Below are 18,145 nucleotides of genomic sequence, written 5' to 3' on the forward strand. Positions count from 1 at the left end.
GACGGTACGGCCGGGGCAAAGGAGGACTGCTAGCGGCGGAGTCCGGACAGCACTCCGGAGATCGCGGACCGGATGTCGTCGAGTTCGATGCGCATCAGGTCGTCGGCGGACAGGGAGGCGAGGTCGCCGGCGGAGCTGAGCCGGAACTCGCGTTCCTCCTCGGCGGCTTCGACGATGTTGCGGATGAATCGGCCGTTACCGGCCAGGTCGGTGGCCCGGCGCGTGCCGCCGTCGTCTCCGCGGACATCGTGGTACAGCGGCGCACACGCCTGCTCCAGTTCGGCGACCGCCTCCGGGGTGAGGACCGAATCGCGTTTGCGGGCGATGAACTCGCCGATCTGCGCGAGCTCCTGCGGGGTGTAGGAGTCGAATCGGACGCGACGGGCGAAACGCGACGAGAGACCGTCGTTGGCGGCGAGGAAACGGTCGATCTCCGAGTCGTAGCCGGCGATGATCACGACCAGACGGTCGCGGTCGTCCTCCATCCGCGCCAGTAGGGTGTCCACCGCCTCACGGCCGAACGCGTCGCCGCCGGACAGGCCCTTCTGGATCAGGGTGTACGCCTCGTCGATGAACAGCACACCGTCCATGGCCGAGTCGATGAGCGCCGACGTCTTGATGGCGGTGGAGCCGAGGTGCTCGCCGACGAGGTCGCGCCGCGTCGCCTCGACGACCTTGTCGGACTTGATGAAGCCCAGCCCGCAGTAGATCTTGGCGACGATCCGGGCGACCGTCGTCTTGCCGGTTCCGGGAGGACCGGTGAAGGCCAGGTGCAGGCTGCGCGCCGACGTCGAGAGTCCGCGGTCGGCGCGGACCCGGGCGAGGGTGGCGGCCGACTGCAGTTTTGCGACCTGCTGCTTGACCGACTCGAGTCCGATCTGTTCGTCGAGCTCGCGCCGGGCATCGGTCACCAGCTCGTTCTCGGCGACGCCGTCCGAGACGTCCCGCGACACCAGGGTCTCGGTCCGGTCCGGCACGGAGGCGGGGTCCCACGGGTCGGTGCGGGCGGCGATCTGCTCGGGGGTCGTGACAGCCAGGCGGATCGACGGAGACTGCAGAGCCTGTACCGCGGCGGTGTGCGCCGGGTTGCGGGCGTAGACCTGTTCGAGCATCGCCTTCGCCTTCTCCTCATGCCCCTGCTGGCGGAGTGCGAGGGCATAGGCGTACATAGCGCTCGTCGAGCAGGCGGCGATCGGACCGTCGATGGCGTTCTGCAGGCGCCGCATGCCCTCACCGAGCATGCCGAGGCTCACACACGCCGAGCCGGCCATGTAGTCGGCCACCGACTGCATGACGGTGTCGCCCCACCGGTCCGAGCGGGTGAGGGCGGTCAGGACGTCGGGCCACCGCTGGGTCTTGAAGTGGAGGTGAGCGCGGACGAACTCGACGATCGGCAGTCGATGGGCGGGCGGGACCTCGTCCAGCGCCTCCTCTGCGCCGGTGTGGTCGGCGCCGCGGATCAGGCTGGACGCATATGCGGCGGTGGCGTCGACGGCGTTGATCGCCGGGTACTCGATGTACAGCCCGGTGTCCCAGCGGCCTGCGATGGTGCCCGGGGGGAGGCCGAGGCGCCGCTGTTCGGCGCCGATCGTGGCGCGTGCGCGGTACAGCCCCAGGAGCACCTCGTCGCTCGTGTCCCCGCAGGCGAGCCGGCCGATCCAGGCGTCGCCGAGCGACGGGTCCCACTCGGTCGCGCGAGTGAATGCTTTCGCGGCCTGGGCCGGATTGTTGATGGGTTCCTGACCGTCGACCGGGATGTTCAAGGACAGGACACCCAGCTCGAAGAGTGCCCTCGCCTTGCGGACATCGGCCATCTCGTCCCCCTGTGTCAACGTCGTCCCCCCGCGCGGCGGCGGCGTGCGGCGCACCCCCGCGCACGTCGCGCACACGGCGCGGCTCGAGTGAACAGACTATCCCGAGACAGGCCCGGTCCCCGGAACAGATCTCCCAGGGGAGGACCCGTCGAACATCGGATGGTCCGCCCCGTCGCCTCCGACCGCCCGGGCCCGCCTAGACTTGTCACCGTGAGTGCCCAGGTGGATACCGTCTCAGCCGCTTCCTCGACCCCGGATCATCCGCAACCGTTCCGCGAACTCGGACTCAAGGACGACGAGTACGCGCGGATCCGCGAGATCCTGGGCCGTCGACCCACCGACGCCGAGCTCGCCATGTACTCGGTCATGTGGTCCGAGCACTGCAGCTACAAGTCGTCGAAGGTCCACCTCCGGTATTTCGGGGAGACCACCACCGAGGAGATGCGGGCCAACATGCTCGCCGGTATCGGTGAGAACGCCGGCGTCGTCGACGTGGGCGACGGATGGGCGGTGACCTTCAAGGTCGAGTCGCACAACCACCCCAGCTACGTCGAGCCCTACCAGGGTGCGGCGACCGGTGTCGGCGGCATCGTCCGCGACATCATGGCGATGGGCGCGCGCCCGATCGCGGTCATGGACCAGCTGCGTTTCGGCCCGGCCGACGCCCCCGACACCCGACGCGTCGTCGACGGTGTGGTGCGCGGCGTGGGCGGCTACGGCAACTCCCTCGGCCTGCCCAACATCGGCGGCGAGACCGTCTTCGACGCCAGCTATGCGGGCAACCCGCTGGTGAACGCACTCTGTGCGGGTGTGCTCCGCGTCGAGGACCTTCACCTGGCCTTCGCGTCGGGAACCGGCAACAAGATCATCCTGTTCGGTGCGCGCACCGGACTCGACGGCATCGGCGGCGTGTCGGTCCTGGCGTCGGAGACCTTCGACGATGACGAGACCTCGGGCCCGAGCCGCAAGAAGCTGCCGAGTGTCCAGGTGGGCGACCCGTTCACCGAGAAGGTGCTCATCGAGTGCTGCCTCGAGCTCTACCACGCCGGGCTCGTGGTGGGCATTCAGGACCTCGGCGGTGCCGGATTGTCTTGCGCCACCAGCGAACTCGCGGCCGCCGGCGACGGTGGCATGCACATCGACCTGGAGAAGGTGCCCATGCGCGCCGAGGGCATGACCCCGGCCGAGGTGCTGTCCAGCGAGTCGCAGGAACGCATGTGCGCGGTCGTCGCTCCCGAGAACGTCGACGCCTTCCTCGAGGTGTGCCGCAAGTGGGATGTGCTCGCCACCGTGATCGGCGAGGTCACCGACGGTGATCATCTGGTCATCACGTGGCACGGCGAGACCGTCGTCGACGTGCCGCCGCGCACCGTCGCCCACGACGGCCCGGTCTACGAGCGCCCGGTGGCGCGTCCGGACTGGCAGGACACCGTGGTCGCGTCGACAACCGAGCCGCTGAAGCGTCCGAGCACGCCGGATCAGCTGCGCGAGACCCTGCTGGCGATGCTGGCCAGCCCGGCGCTGTGCAGCCGCCAGTTCATCACCGACCAGTACGACCGCTACGTCCGCGGCAACACCGTCCTGGCCGAGCACGCCGACTCCGGCATGATCCGTATCGACGAGAAGACCGGCCGCGGAATCGCGCTGGCGACCGACGCGTCGGGCCGCTACACCTTCCTCGACCCGTACCGCGGTGCGCAGCTGGCGCTGGCCGAGGCCTACCGCAACGTCGCCGTCTCGGGTGCGACGCCCAAGGCCGTCACCAACTGCCTCAACTTCGGCTCGCCCGAGGACCCGGCGGTGATGTGGCAGTTCCAGCAGGCGGTCCGCGGACTCGCCGACGGCTGTGCGCAGCTGGGCATCCCGGTCACCGGCGGCAACGTGAGCTTCTACAACCAGACCGGTGCGACCGCGATCCTCCCGACGCCGGTCATCGGTGTCCTCGGTGTGATCGACGACGTCCATCGTCGTATCCCGACGGGCTTCGGCACCGAACCGGGCGAGACGCTGATCCTCCTCGGCGAGACCCGCGACGAGTTCGACGGCTCGATCTGGGCGCAGGTCGCCTACGACCACCTCGGTGGCGTGCCGCCGGAGGTCGACCTCGAGCGTGAGCGTCTGCTGTCGGAGATCCTGACCGCGGCGTCGCGCGACGGATTGATCTCGGCCGCACACGATCTCAGCGAGGGCGGGCTCATCCAGACCGTCGTCGAGGCGGCGCTGGCCGGCGAGACCGGTTGCCGGCTGCTGCTGCCCGAGGATGCCGACCCCTTCGTCTGGCTGTTCTCCGAATCCGCCGGACGCGTGCTGGTCGCCGTGCCGCGCACCGAGGAGTCCCGCTTCTCCGCCATGCTCGACGCCCGCGGCATGCCGTGGACGCGCATCGGCGTGGTCGACCAGGGCAGCGACGAGGTCGAGGTCCAGGACTACTTCTCGGTGCCGCTCGCCGAGCTGCGCGAGGTGCACGAGGCGACGCTGCCGCGTCTCTTCGGCGACACCGCGTAGCGAGCCGAATCGTTGTAGCGCGCACCGTTCCCTCCTGCGGGAACGGTGCGCGTATACCGTTGAAAGCAATCTGATTCACCGACCCGACGAATCCGGTCAGGGTCGGATACGCTCCGTGGGTTCTCAGCGAGAGTCGAAAGGGCGCAGATGAGCTATCCCCACGATCCGAACCAGCCGCCGAACTACGGCGCGGCGCCCGGCTACGGACAGCAGCCGTACGGCGCATACGCGCCCGGTCCCGAACCGGACAACAACCTCGTGTGGGCGATCCTGACGACGGTGCTGTGCTGCCTGCCCCTGGGGATCGTGGCGATCGTCAAGTCCACCTCGGTCAGCAAGCTGTGGGCCGCCGGTGATTTCGCCGGTGCTCAGAAGGCGGCCGACGACGCCAAGAAGTGGGCGATGTGGGGCGCGATCATCGGGATCGTCGGCTCGATCCTCATCGTGGTCGTCTATTTCATCTTCGCGGCGTTGATCATCGGTGCAAGCGCCACCACGTCCACGTACTGAACGGTTCGAACGGGCCGTCCTGGAGCGGGTGTCGGTCCTCTCGAACCATCGGGTCCTCGGCCCGGCGACCGTGGTCGTCGGGGCCGGGATCTGTTGTGCCGCAGTGTTGCTGGGAGATCCCACCACGCCCGGCGGGGTACTCCCGATGTGTCCCACCAAGTTGATCCTCGGTGTGACCTGTCCGGGCTGCGGGTCGCAGCGTGCGCTCTACTCACTCCTGCACGGTGATCTGTTCGCGTCCCTGCACTACAACGCGGCCTTTGTCCTCGCGCTCGGGTTGCTGCTCTTCGCATTCGGCGCCTACTGCCTGCGGCTGTGGACCGGGCGGCGGATTCGCGGCTGGCAGAACATGCGCTATTCCGCCGTCGTGTTGCTCGTCGCCGTGCTCGGCTGGTTCGTGGTCCGGAACATCCCGGTGGAACCGCTCTGGTCCCTACACGTCTGACGGGCCGCGGCGTCCGGTGCGCCGGACCCATCGGACCAGTCGTGACCCGCCGGCGTCGGCAGCCGCGTCGAGATCGAGCGCGGCAAGTCCATCCGGGTCGTCGGTGGTGATCTGGTCGACCCGTAACTCCAAGAGCCGCCTGATATCCGGGACCGAACGAGGTCCGACACGGGTCACCGTGTAGCCGTCGACGAGTCGATCGTGGCGATGGAAGGCGTCGACGAGATCGACACCGCGCCGGTCCGCGGCGAGGATCAAGCGGTTCTCCAGATAGACCATCTCCGCGTTCGGCGACGCGGCCAGCGCACGCGCGACGAAACCCTCGAAGTCCCCGGACCGGATCGCGGCGTCGGCGGCACCGTGATGGCAGGGGTCGTAACCGACGCGAATCCCGGGGGCCGCCGACGTCAGGCGCGCCACGGCCGCCGCATCGCCGCAGGACAGGATGTAGTGCGACGCCAGCGGCTCGACGCTGCGCGCGAAGGTGTGCACCGCACGTGGATCGAGGGCGGCGTCGTCCTCCTTGAAGTCGAGCTGGAGGATCGACGACGGTGCGATGTCGACCGTCGAGAACAGCTCGGTGAGGTCCTCGAGTAACAGGACCGGCTCGTCGAGCGCCTTGCCGTGGTTGTCGCGCAGGGACAGTCCGCGGAGGTAGGCCGCGGGTAGCGCCGAGATCGCCCCGGTGCCGGTGGTGGCGTGATCGACGACGCGGTCGTGCAGGACCGCGAAACCGCGGTCGGCGTGGATGACCAGGTCCACCTCGATGCTCGCGCCCAGCCGCATCCCCTCGATGATGCGAGAAGCGGTGAAGGCCGGGTCGTCGGCGCGCCGACGACCCCGGTGCCACTTGAGCATGGTCCGGTGCCCGTCGAAGTCGACGTACAGCGGCGGACGTGCCGGATCGGGCGCTGATGGTGTGCTCGTCTGGGACATCGTCTTCCGAGACTAGTCCCGGTAGGGTCTGGCAGATGGCGGCGTTCTCGATGCCCAGGTGGGTCGGTGCGGTGACGATGGCCGAGTCGGCCGGATTCCTCATCCCGGTCGCCGGGTTCGCGATCTCCGCCATCACCGGGTTACCGGTCGGATGGGCCTGGCTGCTCATGGTTGTGTGTGGGGCCGGCGAGCGCGCGCTGCTCGGTCTCGGTCAGGCAGTCGCCCTCCGCGGGACGTCGTGGCAGGTCCCGACCGCGCGATGGGTTCCGGCGACCGCGGTCGGCGCGATGATCGCCTGGTCGTTGGGGATGGCGCCGTCGAGTCTTGTCGACCTGGGGGCGGACATCGACTTCGGGAATCCCCTCACCTGGATCGTGGCCGGCGCGGGTGCGGTGGCGCTGCTGATCAGCATTCCCTCGGCGCAGTACGTCGTTCTGCGGAACCGAATCCCCCACGCATGGCAGTGGATACCGGTGAACGCGGCCGCCTGGACGGTGGGACTGGTCTTCACCTTCCTGCCCGGTCCGTTCATCGACGAGTCCACCCCCGGTATCACGATGGCGGTCGCCTTCGTCCTGGCCGGCATCTGTATGGCCGCGACCGTCGCGGTGGTCACCGGACTCTGGTTGCGGTCGCGACCTGTTCTCGCCGAACCGGCCCTGCAGAGTTGAAACGTGTTCTAGTTTGAGGGGCATGACTCTGCGTGTGGTCGAGTGGTCGACCGGAACCGTCGGAAGACATGCGATCGCCGGGATCGACGCCCATCCCGACCTCGAACTCGTCGGGGTCTGGGTGTCGAGTCCGGACAAGGTCGGGAAAGACGCCGGCGCACTGGCGGGCCTCGATCGTGACCTCGGCGTCGCCGCGACCGACGACCGCGACGCACTGATCGCCCTGAAGCCCGACTGCATCGTGCACACCGCGATGACCGACGACCGGGTGATGGAGTCGATCGAGGATCTGATCTTCTTCGTGGAGAACGGGATCAACGTGGTCTCCAGTGGTCCGGTCGTGTTGCAGTTCCCGAAGGGAATCCTGCCGGACAGACTGCTGGACCGGATCGCCGCGGCCGGCGAGTCCAGCGGTGCCAGTCTGCACGTCAACGGCATCGACCCCGGTTTCGCCAATGACGTTCTGCCGCTGTCGTTGACGAGTCTCTCCCAGCGGATCGACGAGGTGCGGTGCCAGGAGATCGCGGACTACTCGACCTACTACCAGCCGGTTGTCATGCGGGACCTGTTCGGCTTCGGGCAGCCGATGGACACGACGCCGTTGCTGCTGTCGCCGGGCATCCTGTCGATGGGCTGGGGCAGCGTGGTGCGGCAGATCGCCGCCGGACTCGACCTCACCCTCGACGAGCCGCTCGTCGAACGGGTGGAACGCGTCGAGGCCGACCGTGACTATTCGACGGTGTCGGTGGAGATCCCGAAGGGAACCATGGCGGCGTTGCGATTCGAGGTCGCCGGTCAGGTCGACGGAGTGGATCGTGTTGTGCTGGAGCACTACACGCGCACGCACGCCGACCAGTGCCCGGAGTGGCCGACCCCGCACGAGGGTGACGGTTGCTACCGGATCGCGATCTCCGGCGAGCCGGAGATGACCGTCGAGTTCGGTCATCACGGGGAGAACGGCGACCACAACGTCTCCGGGATGATCGTCACGGCGATGCGGCTGGTGAATTCGGTTGCCGCCGTGGTCGATGCGAAGCCGGGCCTGGTGACCGCCCTGGATCTACCGCTCATCACCGGGCGGGGTCTGGTGACGCGGGGCTGACCCCTCACATGTCCCACGTGTGCACGGGTTCGCCCTCGTGCATGAGAGTCACGTAATCGGCGAGCATGCCGCTCAGCGCCGCCGACCGGCTCTCGCCGGCCTTCTCGCGGGCGGCGACGGCCTCGCGCTGCCACACCGACCCGGTCCGGCGGGTGACGCAGCGTCCCTCGATCACCGACAGATACCGCTTGCGGGCCTTGTCCGAGACGCCGTATGCGCGAAGGCCTTTCTCGGCGAGGGTCAGCAGGCGCCGGAGTACGAGTTCGTCCGGTCGGACCCAGCCGACGTCGGGCCAGTAGAGCTGCGACTCCATGCCGAAATGCGCACCGGACTGTAGGTTCTCCGCGGCCGCGTTGAACGACATCTGCGACCACAGCGGCCGGTCGGCCTCGACGAGCCCGCGGACCACCCCGTAGTAGAAGGCGGCGTTGGCCATCGTGTCCACGACCGTCGGTCCGGCGGGCAGCACCCGGTTCTCGACGCGCAGATGTGCCTGCCCCTCGTGGATGTCGTACACGGGCCGGTTCCAGCGGTAGACCGTGCCGTTGTGCAGCCGCAGCTCGTCGAGCGTCGGGATACGTCCGGCATCGAGTTCGGCCAGCGGATCGACGTCGGTCGAGACGGGTAGGAGAGCAGGGAAGTAGCGGGTGTTCTCCTCGAACAGGTCGAAGATGGTGTTGATCCAGCGTTCGCCGAACCAGACGCGTGGCCGGACGCCCTGGTTCTTCAGCTCCAGCGGCCGGGTGTCGGTGGCCTGCTCGAAGACCGGGATGCGACTCTCGTGCCACAGGGCGGTCTCGGCGAGGAACGGGGAGTTGCCGGCCAGCGCCACCTGTATCCCGGAGATCACCTGGGCGGCATTCCAATGCGCGGCAAAGTCTTCCGGGGCCACCCTCAGGTGCAGCTGCAGCGAGGTACAGGCGGCTTCGGGGAGGATCGAGTCGGTGGACGTGTGGAGGCGTTCGGTGTCATGGCCGTCGCCCAGCGGCACACCGCTGATGTCGATCTCGAGGTCCTCGCCGCGGGCGTTGAAGATCTGCTCGTTCAGCAGGTCGTAGCGGGGGTTGGCCGAGATCCACTGATGGGCAAAGTGTTCGGCCTTCAGGGTCGGGAGCATCCCGATCATGACCAGGTGGTTGTCCGTGCGGGCGGCGCGTTCCTCCGCGCGGTTCAACGACGTCCGCAGCGCCTGTTCCAGCGAGATCGTGTCGTCGGTGGTGAAGGGCCGCGGCGAGACGTTGATCTCGATGTTGAACTGCCCGAGTTCGGTCTGATAGTCGGGGTCGGCGATCGCCTCGAGGACGGCGGCGTTGGCCATGGCCGGACGCATCTGCTCGTCGACGAGGTTGAGTTCCACCTCCATGCCGAGGAGGGGTTTGGGTGGCCGCCCCTGATCGGTGAACAGCCCGTCGGCGAGCATCCGCGCGATCGCGTCGGTACCACGACTGACCTGCCGGCGGAACCTCACGCGATCCTCGCCGGTGAACTCCTGTTTGGTCACTTCCGCGCCCATGCGTCACATACTGCCCCAATTCGGGCGGCGTCAACCGCCGTTGCAAGATGACTGACGTGCCCCCGCGTAAGAGACCCGACCCGGCAGAGGTCCGCGCCGCAGTCCTCGCGGTCGCGGACTGGCTCGGCGACGAATCGGCCCCCGCGCCGTCGCGGCCGGCTCTCGCCGCCGCCGTCCGCCTCACCGCCCGCACGCTCGAACACCTCGCCCCGGGCAACTCGGTCGAGGTTCGCGTCCCACCGTTCGTCGCGGTGCAGTGCATCGAGGGCCCGCGCCACACGCGCGGGACGCCGCCCAACGTCGTCGAGACCTCGCCGCGCACGTGGTTGCTGATGGTGACCGGTCTGCTGACCTACGACGCCGCGCTCGGCGCCGGTGAACTCGACGCATCGGGCCACCGCGCGGACCTGGTGGCGGGGCTGCTGCCGCTGGTTCCGCTGGGCCCGGGCGCGTCGAGAACCGAGTGATCCGACGAGTGTGATCCGTCACTCCCGGTGTTCACGTGGAATTACGGCGCTTCGGACACCGCTGGAAGATTCGCTCTGTGAGGCAACGGGCACGTAAACTCCGAAACTGTCTCCCAGCACATTGACGTGTTAACCGATTCGCAGCCCAGGGGAGCTAGTCGATGACTGATCGCTCGATCGCCAACGTGAACCTGCTCGCTCCCACGCCGGCCGGTGGATGCTCCGCAGCCGGTGGGTGCGCGCCCGAACCCGCTCCGCTGGACCAGCCCGAGAACGAACCGCGCGAGGAGTGCGGGGTATTCGGGGTCTGGGCACCCGGCGAGGACGTCGCCAAACTCACCTACTACGGCCTCTACGCGCTGCAGCATCGCGGACAGGAGGCGGCGGGCATCGCCGTCGGCGACGGCAGCCAGGTCGTCGTCTTCAAGGATCTGGGCCTCGTCAGCCAGGTGTTCGACGAGCAGACACTGGGCGCGATGAGCGGCCACGTCGCCATCGGGCACTGCCGCTATTCCACCACCGGTTCGACCACCTGGGAGAACTCGCAGCCGATCTTCCGCACCACCGATGCCGGCACCGGCGTCGCGCTCGGTCACAACGGCAATCTCGTCAACACCGCCGATCTCGCCGCCCGCGCTCGGGAGAAGGGCATCAAGAGCTCCGCGGCGACGTCGGACTCGGATGTCGTGGGTGCGCTCCTGGCGCACGGCGCCGCCGACAGCTCGATCGAGCAGGCCGCGATGGAACTGCTGCCGACTCTCAAGGGCGCCTTCTGCCTGACCTTCATGGACGAGCACACCCTCTACGCGGCACGTGACCCGCACGGTGTGCGTCCGCTCTCGCTCGGACGCCTCGACCGCGGCTGGGTCGTCGCCTCGGAGACCGCCGCCCTCGACATCGTCGGCGCGTCCTTCGTCCGCGACATCGAGCCCGGCGAGCTGCTGGCCATCGATGCCGACGGCGTGCGGACCAAGCGCTTCGCCGAGCCGACGCCGAAGGGCTGTGTTTTCGAGTACGTCTACCTGGCCCGCCCGGACTCCAACATCCACGGCCGGTCGGTGCACTCCACCCGCGTCGAGATCGGTCGGCGCCTGGCCAAGGAACACCCCGCCGAGGGCGACCTGGTGATCCCCGTGCCGGAGTCGGGTGTGCCCGCGGCCGTCGGCTTCGCCCAGGGCTCGGGCATCCCGTACGGGCAGGGTCTGATGAAGAACGCCTACGTGGGCCGCACCTTCATCCAGCCGTCGCAGACGATCCGTCAGCTCGGCATCCGACTCAAGCTGAACCCGCTGCGCGAGGTCATCCGCGGCAAACGTCTCGTCGTCGTCGACGACTCGATCGTGCGCGGCAACACCCAGCGCGCCCTCATCCGCATGCTGCGCGAGGCCGGCGCCGCCGAGGTACACGTGCGGATCGCCTCCAGCCCCGTCCGCTGGCCCTGCTTCTACGGCATCGACTTCGCCTCCCCGGCGGAACTCATCGCCAACGGCATGGAGTCCGAGGAGGGCATGGTCGAGGGCGTGCGCCAGGCCATCGGCGCCGACTCGCTCGGTTACATCAGCATCGACGAGATGATCGGTGCCACCGAGCAGTCCGCATCGAACCTGTGCGCGGCGTGCTTCGACGGCAAGTACCCGATCGAACTGCCCAAGGAGACCTCCATGGGCAAGGCGGTTCTGGAACAGATGCTGGCCTCCGCTGCCCACGACGGGACCGTCGACCCGCTGACCAAGCCCAACGACAACGTCAGCGCAGTGATGCGTCCCTGAATCAGGGCGCAGGGCACTCCGGTACCGTGTGATCGTCGGCGAACACGCCGAGAACAACTTTTGACAAGGGGTGCTTGCGGAGATGACGGAGCGGGATGCGGCGGCCGACGAGACGACGGGCGTTACGCCGCCGGCTTCGTACGCGGCGGCCGGGGTCGACATCGACGCCGGTGAACGAGCCGTAGAGCTGATCACCCCGCACGCGAAACGTGCCTCGCGTCCCGAGGTCCTCGGTGGCCTCGGCGGTTTCTCGGGTCTCTTCGCACTGAAGGGCAATTACCGCGAGCCGGTCCTCGCTGCGGCCAGCGACGGCGTCGGTACCAAGCTCGCGGTCGCGCAGGCCATCGACAAGCACGACACCGTCGGGCGCGACCTCGTCGCCATGTGCGTCGACGACCTCGTCGTCTGCGGCGCCGAGCCGCTCTTTCTCCAGGACTACATCGCCGTGGGGAAGGTCGTCCCCGAGACCGTCGCGCAGATCGTCGCCGGCATCGCCGACGGCTGCGTCGAGGCCGGATGTGCGCTGCTCGGCGGCGAGACCGCCGAACACCCCGGACTCATGCAGGACAACCACTACGACCTGTCGGCCACCGCCGTCGGTGTCGTGGAGGCCGACAAGGTCCTCACCCCCGACCGTGTCCGTGCCGGTGACGTCGTCATCGCCATGGGATCGTCGGGCCTGCACTCCAACGGCTACTCGCTCGCCCGCAAGGTGCTGCTCGAGTGGGGCCACATGGATCTCTTCGGCCACGTCGAGGAGTTCGGCCGCTCGCTCGGCGAGGAACTGCTCGAGCCGACCCGCATCTACGCCCGCGACTGCCTGGCGCTCATCGCCGAGGCGGACGTGCGGACGTTCGCGCACATCACCGGCGGCGGACTCGCGGAGAACCTGGCCCGCGTCATCCCGCAGGGCCTCGTGGCCGAGCTGGAACGCAACACCTGGACCCCGGCCCCGATCTTCGCCCTCATCGGGCAGCGCGGACGCGTCGAGCAGCTCGAGATGGAGCGCACCTTCAACATGGGTGTCGGCATGGTCGCGGTCGTCGCGCCCGAGGACACCGACCGCGCACAGGCGGTCCTGACGGCCCGGCACGTCGACAACTGGGTGCTCGGCACGATCAAGCGGTCCACCGACCCCAAGAACACCGAAGCAGGCTCGCGCGTCTCCCTGGTCGGCGAGCACCCGCGCTTCTGAAAGTCACGGGCGCACAGCGCCTCTCACACCGACGCCAAAGCGGCGGGGACCTTCCGGTTCCCGCCGCTTTCTCGTTGTCAGACGCGTCGATCGCACCCTACCGCTGGACACCACAGAGCAGCGATGCTCATCGCCGGTTGTCGCCGCGGCGAGCATCGCCCGATGTCGAGAAACGACCACGCACGCATCAGACGGCCGCAGTCACCTGCGGCCGTCTGATACCTACGAAAACATCAACCCGCGTTACCGCGGGTCCGCTGAGCGGAGAGGTCGTGGCGGGGTGAGATCTGGTGTCGCCGATGAGGTCGGCACCCACGAGCGGTGCGCCTCAGGCGCGTCGCCACTCGTCCTCGTCCAACCACTCATCCACCGGATCCGGACGATCTACCGAGCTGGTCTGCCCGGACAGCTCACGCTGCAGGCTTTCGAGATCGGTGTTCGGAGTGGAGTACTTCAGCTGACGAGCAACCTTCGTCTGCTTTGCCTTTGCCCGGCCGCGGCCCATACGGGACCCCCTCGCAAAATGACGGGGCGGCCAACGATTTGGCGGCCCCGTTCTCTTGAAGTAATTCTGTCGTGCTGACCAGTCTAGCGCGCCTTCAGGACTTGTGTGCCGCGCCCTGCCTCGCCGCGCCGCCCGATCTCTTCACCTTGCTCATGATTCGCTGCGCCTCGCGTCGGACCTTGACCGGCAGATCGTCGGCGGCGAGCAGCGTGGCGATCGACTCGGGGTCGGCGTCGACGAGCAGTTGCCGGACCCGCACACCGTGATCGGGACGGTGGATCACTGTCACCGAATCGCCCGCGGCCACCGTACCGGGCTGCAGAACGCGCAGGTAGGCGCCGAAATCGGCCTGGTCCATGAATCTCTTCACCCACCTGGGCTCATCCGCCCACACCGCGAAGGTCCGGCACGGTACACGAGGGATGGTGGTCTCCAGGAGGAGTCCGTCGTCACCGACCTGCCACCGCTCACCCACGAAGGCGTCGGTGACGTCGACCCCGTCTATCCGGAGGTTCTCGCCGAACCAGCCGTAAGGAAGCTCACGTCCGAGTTCCTCGGACCAGCGTCGTGCGTCGGGTTCGGCGTAGGCGTACACCGCCTGATCGACGCCGCCGTGATGCCTGCGGTTGCGCTGGTGATCGGCCGCCAGTCCGAGCTCGTGCACGTCGGCGCGGCCGGCCAGAGGGCGCTTGTCGATCGCGGACGGGCCGATCTTGTCGAGGACGACGTCACGGCCGGCCGCGCAGACGGCCAGCACGGTTCCGGTGTCCACGCGTCAGGTACCCGGGGTGGCCGAGCCGCTGCGCAGCCGCTCGACGGCGGCGCGACCGGCCTGGACGTGATCGTCCTCGCGGATGGAGTCCGGATCGATGCGTGCGCTCACCGGTTCCTCGGCACCGATCGTCAGTTCGACGTCCGCACCGACGTTGCGTTTGACGAGCGCGAGCGCGATGGGGCCCCACTCGTAGTGGTCGATGACGGTGCCGAGACGGCCGACGGTGCGGCCGCCCGCGGTGACGGGGTCGCCGGTCGTCGGACGCTGATCCGAGCTGCCGTCGAGATGCAGAAGTACCAGGCGTCGCGGCGACTTACCGAGGTTGTGAACACGGGCGACCGTCTCCTGGCCGCGGTAGCAGCCCTTGTCGAGATGGACGGCGCCCTGCTCGGCCGGACCACCGATCCAGTCGACCTCGTGCGGGATCGTCCGTTCGTCGGTGTCGGCACCCAGCCGGGGGCGGCGGGCGGCGACGCGCAGCGCGTCGTATGCCCAGCTGCCCGCCATCCGGGCGCCGGCCTCGACGAGTGCGTCCCACCAGCGCAGCAGGACGAACTCGGGCAGGACGACGTCGACGACCGGCAGGTCGCGGTTCTCGCCGAGGGGTGGCATCCGTCGCCAGAATCCCAGCGGCTCGTCCTCGTGATGCGTCTCCGGCAGGTTGCCCGCCTGGTAGACGTCCGCGTCGGCGGGGATCTCGAGCAGCTCGGCGACCGGTCCGGTCACCGCACCGGGGCCGACGAGGGTGAGTACCTTCATATCTGTTCGCGGGGCCGGCTGCGCCTTGGCCCAGAACACCATCTTGGCGAGGAACCCGGCGAGGGCCTCGCCGCGTACGCCCTCGGTGTCGACCCAGGTGACGCCGTCGATGTCGGTCAGGACGAAGTGTTCCTCGACGCGACCGTTGGCGTCGAGAGACAGATTCTCCGCGCTCCGGCGGTCGGGGAGCGCGGCGATGTGCTGGCTCGAGATGGTGTGCAGCCAGCTCAGGCGTTCATCGCCGGGGATCTCGACGACGGCGCGGTCGGAGCGGTCGACGACGATGACCCCGGTGGAGGCGGCTCTCTGTTCCCCGAGTGGATCACCGAAGTGCCACGGGGTCTCCGATGAGTGGAACTCACCGGGGCCGGGGACCGCCCCGCCCTCGGAATGCCTGGTCAGGATGGGTGAACGGCTCACGGGTCGATTCTACGGGTCGCTCGCGCACCAGGGGTGTTGAGCCGGGGCCGGCCGGTCGTGGGAGCCTCTTATCCATGTCGGATTCGATCCTGCTCACCCTCGACGGCACCCAACACGATGCCGATGCACCGTTCCTGCACGCCGACGACCTCGCGGCGGTGCGCGGCGACGGCGTCTTCGAGACCCTGCTCGTCCGCGCCGGCCGGGCGCGTGGGGTGCGCCTGCACCTCGAGCGCCTCGCCCGTAGCGCGACCGCGATGGAGCTGCCGGCACCGGATCCCGACGAGTGGCGCGCGGCCGTCGAGAACGCGGTCAAGCTGTGGACTGCCGAGCACGGCACGTCGGACGAGGCGTTGCTGCGTCTGGTCTACACCCGTGGGCGCGAACACGGGTACGCCCCGACGGCCTACCTGACCGTGGAGCGGGTGCCCGAACGCGTCGCCTCCGCGCGTGCCGACGGCGTCTCGGTGGTCACCCTCGATCGCGGCTTCTCCATCGACCTGGCCGCCAGGGCGCCATGGCAGCTGCTCGGTGCGAAGACGCTGAGCTATGCCACCAACATGGCCGCGCTCCGTCACGCCGCATCCGAGGGCTACGACGACGTCATCTTCGTCAGCAGCGAGGGGGCGGTGCTCGAGGGGCCGCGATCGACGGTGGTCGCGGTGTACGGGAACACGCTGGTCACCCCGCCGACGGAGATCGGCATCCTCGCCTCGACGACTGCCCAGGCCGTCTTCGATCTCGCCGATGCGGAGGGCTGGAAGACCAAGGCCGAGATCCTGCGCCCGGAGGATCTCGTGGCGGCCGACTCGGTCTGGCTCGTCAGCAGCGTGACGCTCGCGGCCCGGGTCACCCATCTCAACCGGTACGTGATGCCGGTGCCGGCCGACGCCGACCGGTTTTCCGATTTGGTGGACCGAGCCATCGCCGCGGAAGACAATTGATCCCGGTCACTCACACATGATCCCGGGCCCGCGTCACACCTGTTCGCGGGTGAGAGCGAATGCACCAGCGACAGTGCAGTGATGGGACTTTTGGCGCTTGAACAGGGTCGGTGGCCAGGCGTAACGTCGCGCCCAGGGCCTACTACTAAAAGTAGTAGGCGACGTCGGCACCCGCCGGCTCAGCCGGTGACCTGATTCGAGGCATACATGGACGCTCTGGACGTCTCCAGATGGCAATTCGGTATCACGACCGTCTATCACTTCATCCTGGTGCCGCTGACCATCGGTCTCGCACCGATGATCGCGGTGATGCAGACGGTGTGGCACGTCACCGGCAACGAGCAGTGGCTGCGCGCGACGAAGTTCTTCGGCAAACTCTTCCTGATCAACTTCGCGTTGGGTGTCGCGACCGGCATCGTCCAGGAGTTCCAGTTCGGCATGAACTGGAGCGAGTACAGCCGATTCGTCGCGGACGTGTTCGGCGCCCCGCTCGCGATGGAAGGGCTCGTTGCGTTCTTCCTCGAGTCCACCTTCATCGGACTCTGGATCTTCGGCTGGGATCGGCTGCCGCGCAGGGTGCACCTGGCGTGCATCTGGCTCGCCTCGATAGGCGTCATCGCCTCGGCGTACTTCATCATCGCGGCGAACTCGTGGATGCAACACCCGGTGGGCGTGGTGTGGGACGACACGCGAGACCGGCCGAGGATGAACGACTTCTGGGCGGTGATCACGAACAGCACGACACTGGCGGCGTTCCCGCACGTGATCGCCGGTGCCTTCCTCACCGCAGGCACCTTCGTCGCCGCCATCGGTTGTTGGTGGATGGCCCGGAACATGTGGCGCGCCAAGAAACTCCGTGTGGCCATCGACACCGGTGACACCTCGGAAATGCCCAAGACGACCTCGCCGAGCCACATCGACGCCACCCCCGAGGATCTCGAGCTCGACGCCCGACGCTTCTGGCGGCCGGTCACCCGGTTGGCTCTCTGGATCGTGATCGCCTCCGGTGTGGGGTTGTTCATCACCGGCGACATCCAGTCGCAGATCATGTTCAACCAGCAACCGATGAAAATGGCTGCGGCGGAATCTCTGTGCGAGACCCAGACCGGCGCCGGCTTCTCCGTGCTGGCCATCGGGCGGCAGAACAACTGCGACAACATCGAGCACGTCATCGAGATCCCGAAGATCCTCTCGTTCCTGGCCGACCACAGTTTCGACAGCACCCTGCAGGGCGTCGAGGAACTGCAGCAGCAGTACACCGAGGCGCTCGCGGGACAACCAGGTGTGCCCGCAGGGCAGAACTTCGCCCCGAACCTGTTCGTCACCTACTGGAGTTTCCGGGCGATGATCACCTGGGCTCTCGGGTCGGTCGTGGTGGCGCTCGGGGGACTCTGGCTCACGCGTCGCAAGCGAGTCGTCGAATCCCGCAAGTTCGGCACTCTCGCGCTGTGGATGATCCCGACACCGTTCCTGGCCAACAGCTCTGGCTGGATCTTCACCGAGATGGGACGTCAGCCGTGGGTCGTTGCGCCCAACTGGGAGAACGACCTCGACCCGATGCGGATCAACATGCTCGTCCAGAACGGGGTTTCGAACCACTCGGCGGCGACGGTGTGGGTGACGCTGATCGGCTTCACCCTGCTCTACGGCGCGCTGGGTGTCGTGTGGTTCATGCTCCAGCGGCGATATGTCATCGAGGGGCCGGCGACCTATGACTCCAGACCGCCGGGACATTCCGACCCCGACGCGGACAGCGGTGAGCCCAAACAGCTCTCGTTCGCGTACTGACGGCCGACCCAACCATAGGAGAGACCA

At 68.1% G+C, this 18,145-nt stretch carries 16 protein-coding genes; 10 read left to right on the top strand and 6 right to left on the bottom strand.

Features of this window, described 5'->3' with window-relative positions; all coding sequences use genetic code 11:
- Window positions 1–29: 29 nt before the first annotated feature.
- Window positions 30–1,814: a type VII secretion AAA-ATPase EccA gene (gene eccA, locus GOALK_RS08875; RefSeq protein ID WP_040004079.1), complete on the bottom strand. Its 1,785-nt coding sequence runs from the start codon at window positions 1,812–1,814 to the stop codon at window positions 30–32.
- 210 nt (window positions 1,815–2,024) lie between these two features.
- Here eccA and purL point away from each other — a divergent pair, with 210 nt between their 5' ends.
- From purL to GOALK_RS08890, 3 genes are all read left to right on the top strand, one after another.
- Window positions 2,025–4,319: a phosphoribosylformylglycinamidine synthase subunit PurL gene (gene purL / locus GOALK_RS08880; RefSeq protein ID WP_198136072.1), complete on the top strand. Its 2,295-nt coding sequence runs from the start codon at window positions 2,025–2,027 to the stop codon at window positions 4,317–4,319.
- A 147-nt stretch (window positions 4,320–4,466) separates the two neighbouring features.
- Entirely contained in the window at window positions 4,467–4,829 is a 363-nt protein-coding gene (locus tag GOALK_RS08885; protein ID WP_006358469.1) for a CD225/dispanin family protein, read from the top strand.
- Window positions 4,830–4,857: 28 nt separating this feature from the next.
- Window positions 4,858–5,274 (top strand): DUF2752 domain-containing protein, encoded by a 417-nt coding sequence (locus GOALK_RS08890; RefSeq protein ID WP_006358470.1) that lies wholly within the window; start codon window positions 4,858–4,860, stop codon window positions 5,272–5,274.
- Here the strand turns inward: GOALK_RS08890 and GOALK_RS08895 are convergent.
- The gene (locus GOALK_RS08895; protein ID WP_006358471.1) at window positions 5,263–6,210 is read right to left on the bottom strand and encodes a glycerophosphodiester phosphodiesterase; all 948 of its coding nucleotides are present in this window, start codon (window positions 6,208–6,210) and stop codon (window positions 5,263–5,265) included. The two genes, GOALK_RS08890 and GOALK_RS08895, sit on opposite strands and share 12 nt — an antisense overlap.
- Window positions 6,211–6,245: 35 nt before the next feature.
- Here GOALK_RS08895 and GOALK_RS08900 point away from each other — a divergent pair, with 35 nt between their 5' ends.
- The gene (locus tag GOALK_RS08900) at window positions 6,246–6,881 is read left to right on the top strand and encodes a hypothetical protein (RefSeq protein ID WP_040004080.1); all 636 of its coding nucleotides are present in this window, start codon (window positions 6,246–6,248) and stop codon (window positions 6,879–6,881) included.
- 22 nt (window positions 6,882–6,903) lie between these two features.
- Window positions 6,904–7,983: an NAD(P)H-dependent amine dehydrogenase family protein gene (locus tag GOALK_RS08905; RefSeq protein ID WP_006358473.1), complete on the top strand. Its 1,080-nt coding sequence runs from the start codon at window positions 6,904–6,906 to the stop codon at window positions 7,981–7,983.
- Window positions 7,984–7,987: 4 nt separating this feature from the next.
- Here GOALK_RS08905 and GOALK_RS08910 read toward each other — a convergent pair whose 3' ends face one another.
- Window positions 7,988–9,496 (bottom strand): glutamate-cysteine ligase family protein, encoded by a 1,509-nt coding sequence (locus tag GOALK_RS08910; RefSeq protein ID WP_006358474.1) that lies wholly within the window; start codon window positions 9,494–9,496, stop codon window positions 7,988–7,990.
- A 47-nt stretch (window positions 9,497–9,543) separates the two neighbouring features.
- Between GOALK_RS08910 and GOALK_RS08915 the strand changes: the two genes are divergently transcribed.
- The 3 genes from GOALK_RS08915 to purM all read left to right on the top strand — a co-directional run bounded on the left by GOALK_RS08915 (window position 9,544) and on the right by purM (window position 12,927).
- Window positions 9,544–9,963, top strand: a complete 420-nt coding sequence (locus GOALK_RS08915; protein WP_006358475.1) for a sterol carrier family protein — start codon at window positions 9,544–9,546, stop codon at window positions 9,961–9,963.
- Between the two features lie 161 nt (window positions 9,964–10,124).
- Entirely contained in the window at window positions 10,125–11,732 is a 1,608-nt protein-coding gene (gene purF / locus GOALK_RS08920; RefSeq protein WP_006358476.1) for an amidophosphoribosyltransferase, read from the top strand.
- Window positions 11,733–11,814: 82 nt separating this feature from the next.
- Complete coding sequence (gene purM / locus GOALK_RS08925) at window positions 11,815–12,927, top strand: phosphoribosylformylglycinamidine cyclo-ligase (protein ID WP_006358477.1); 1,113 nt, start codon at window positions 11,815–11,817, stop codon at window positions 12,925–12,927.
- A gap of 328 nt (window positions 12,928–13,255) precedes the next feature.
- Here purM and GOALK_RS23410 read toward each other — a convergent pair whose 3' ends face one another.
- The 3 genes from GOALK_RS23410 to ygfZ form a co-directional block, all read right to left on the bottom strand.
- The gene (locus tag GOALK_RS23410; protein ID WP_005194294.1) at window positions 13,256–13,432 is read right to left on the bottom strand and encodes a DUF3073 domain-containing protein; all 177 of its coding nucleotides are present in this window, start codon (window positions 13,430–13,432) and stop codon (window positions 13,256–13,258) included.
- Window positions 13,433–13,526: 94 nt separating this feature from the next.
- Window positions 13,527–14,204 (bottom strand): MOSC domain-containing protein, encoded by a 678-nt coding sequence (locus tag GOALK_RS08930; protein WP_006358478.1) that lies wholly within the window; start codon window positions 14,202–14,204, stop codon window positions 13,527–13,529.
- A gap of 3 nt (window positions 14,205–14,207) precedes the next feature.
- Window positions 14,208–15,386, bottom strand: a complete 1,179-nt coding sequence (gene ygfZ, locus GOALK_RS08935; RefSeq protein WP_006358479.1) for a CAF17-like 4Fe-4S cluster assembly/insertion protein YgfZ — start codon at window positions 15,384–15,386, stop codon at window positions 14,208–14,210.
- Between the two features lie 74 nt (window positions 15,387–15,460).
- On the opposite strand from ygfZ, the gene GOALK_RS08940 reads away from it, so the two are divergent.
- The gene (locus GOALK_RS08940) at window positions 15,461–16,330 is read left to right on the top strand and encodes an aminodeoxychorismate lyase (protein ID WP_006358480.1); all 870 of its coding nucleotides are present in this window, start codon (window positions 15,461–15,463) and stop codon (window positions 16,328–16,330) included.
- A gap of 207 nt (window positions 16,331–16,537) precedes the next feature.
- Window positions 16,538–18,118, top strand: a complete 1,581-nt coding sequence (locus GOALK_RS08945; protein WP_006358481.1) for a cytochrome ubiquinol oxidase subunit I — start codon at window positions 16,538–16,540, stop codon at window positions 18,116–18,118.
- The last annotated feature ends 27 nt before the right edge of the window (window positions 18,119–18,145 follow it).

The sequence above is a fragment of the Gordonia alkanivorans NBRC 16433 genome, from assembly GCF_000225505.1.
Classification (GTDB): domain Bacteria; phylum Actinomycetota; class Actinomycetes; order Mycobacteriales; family Mycobacteriaceae; genus Gordonia; species Gordonia alkanivorans.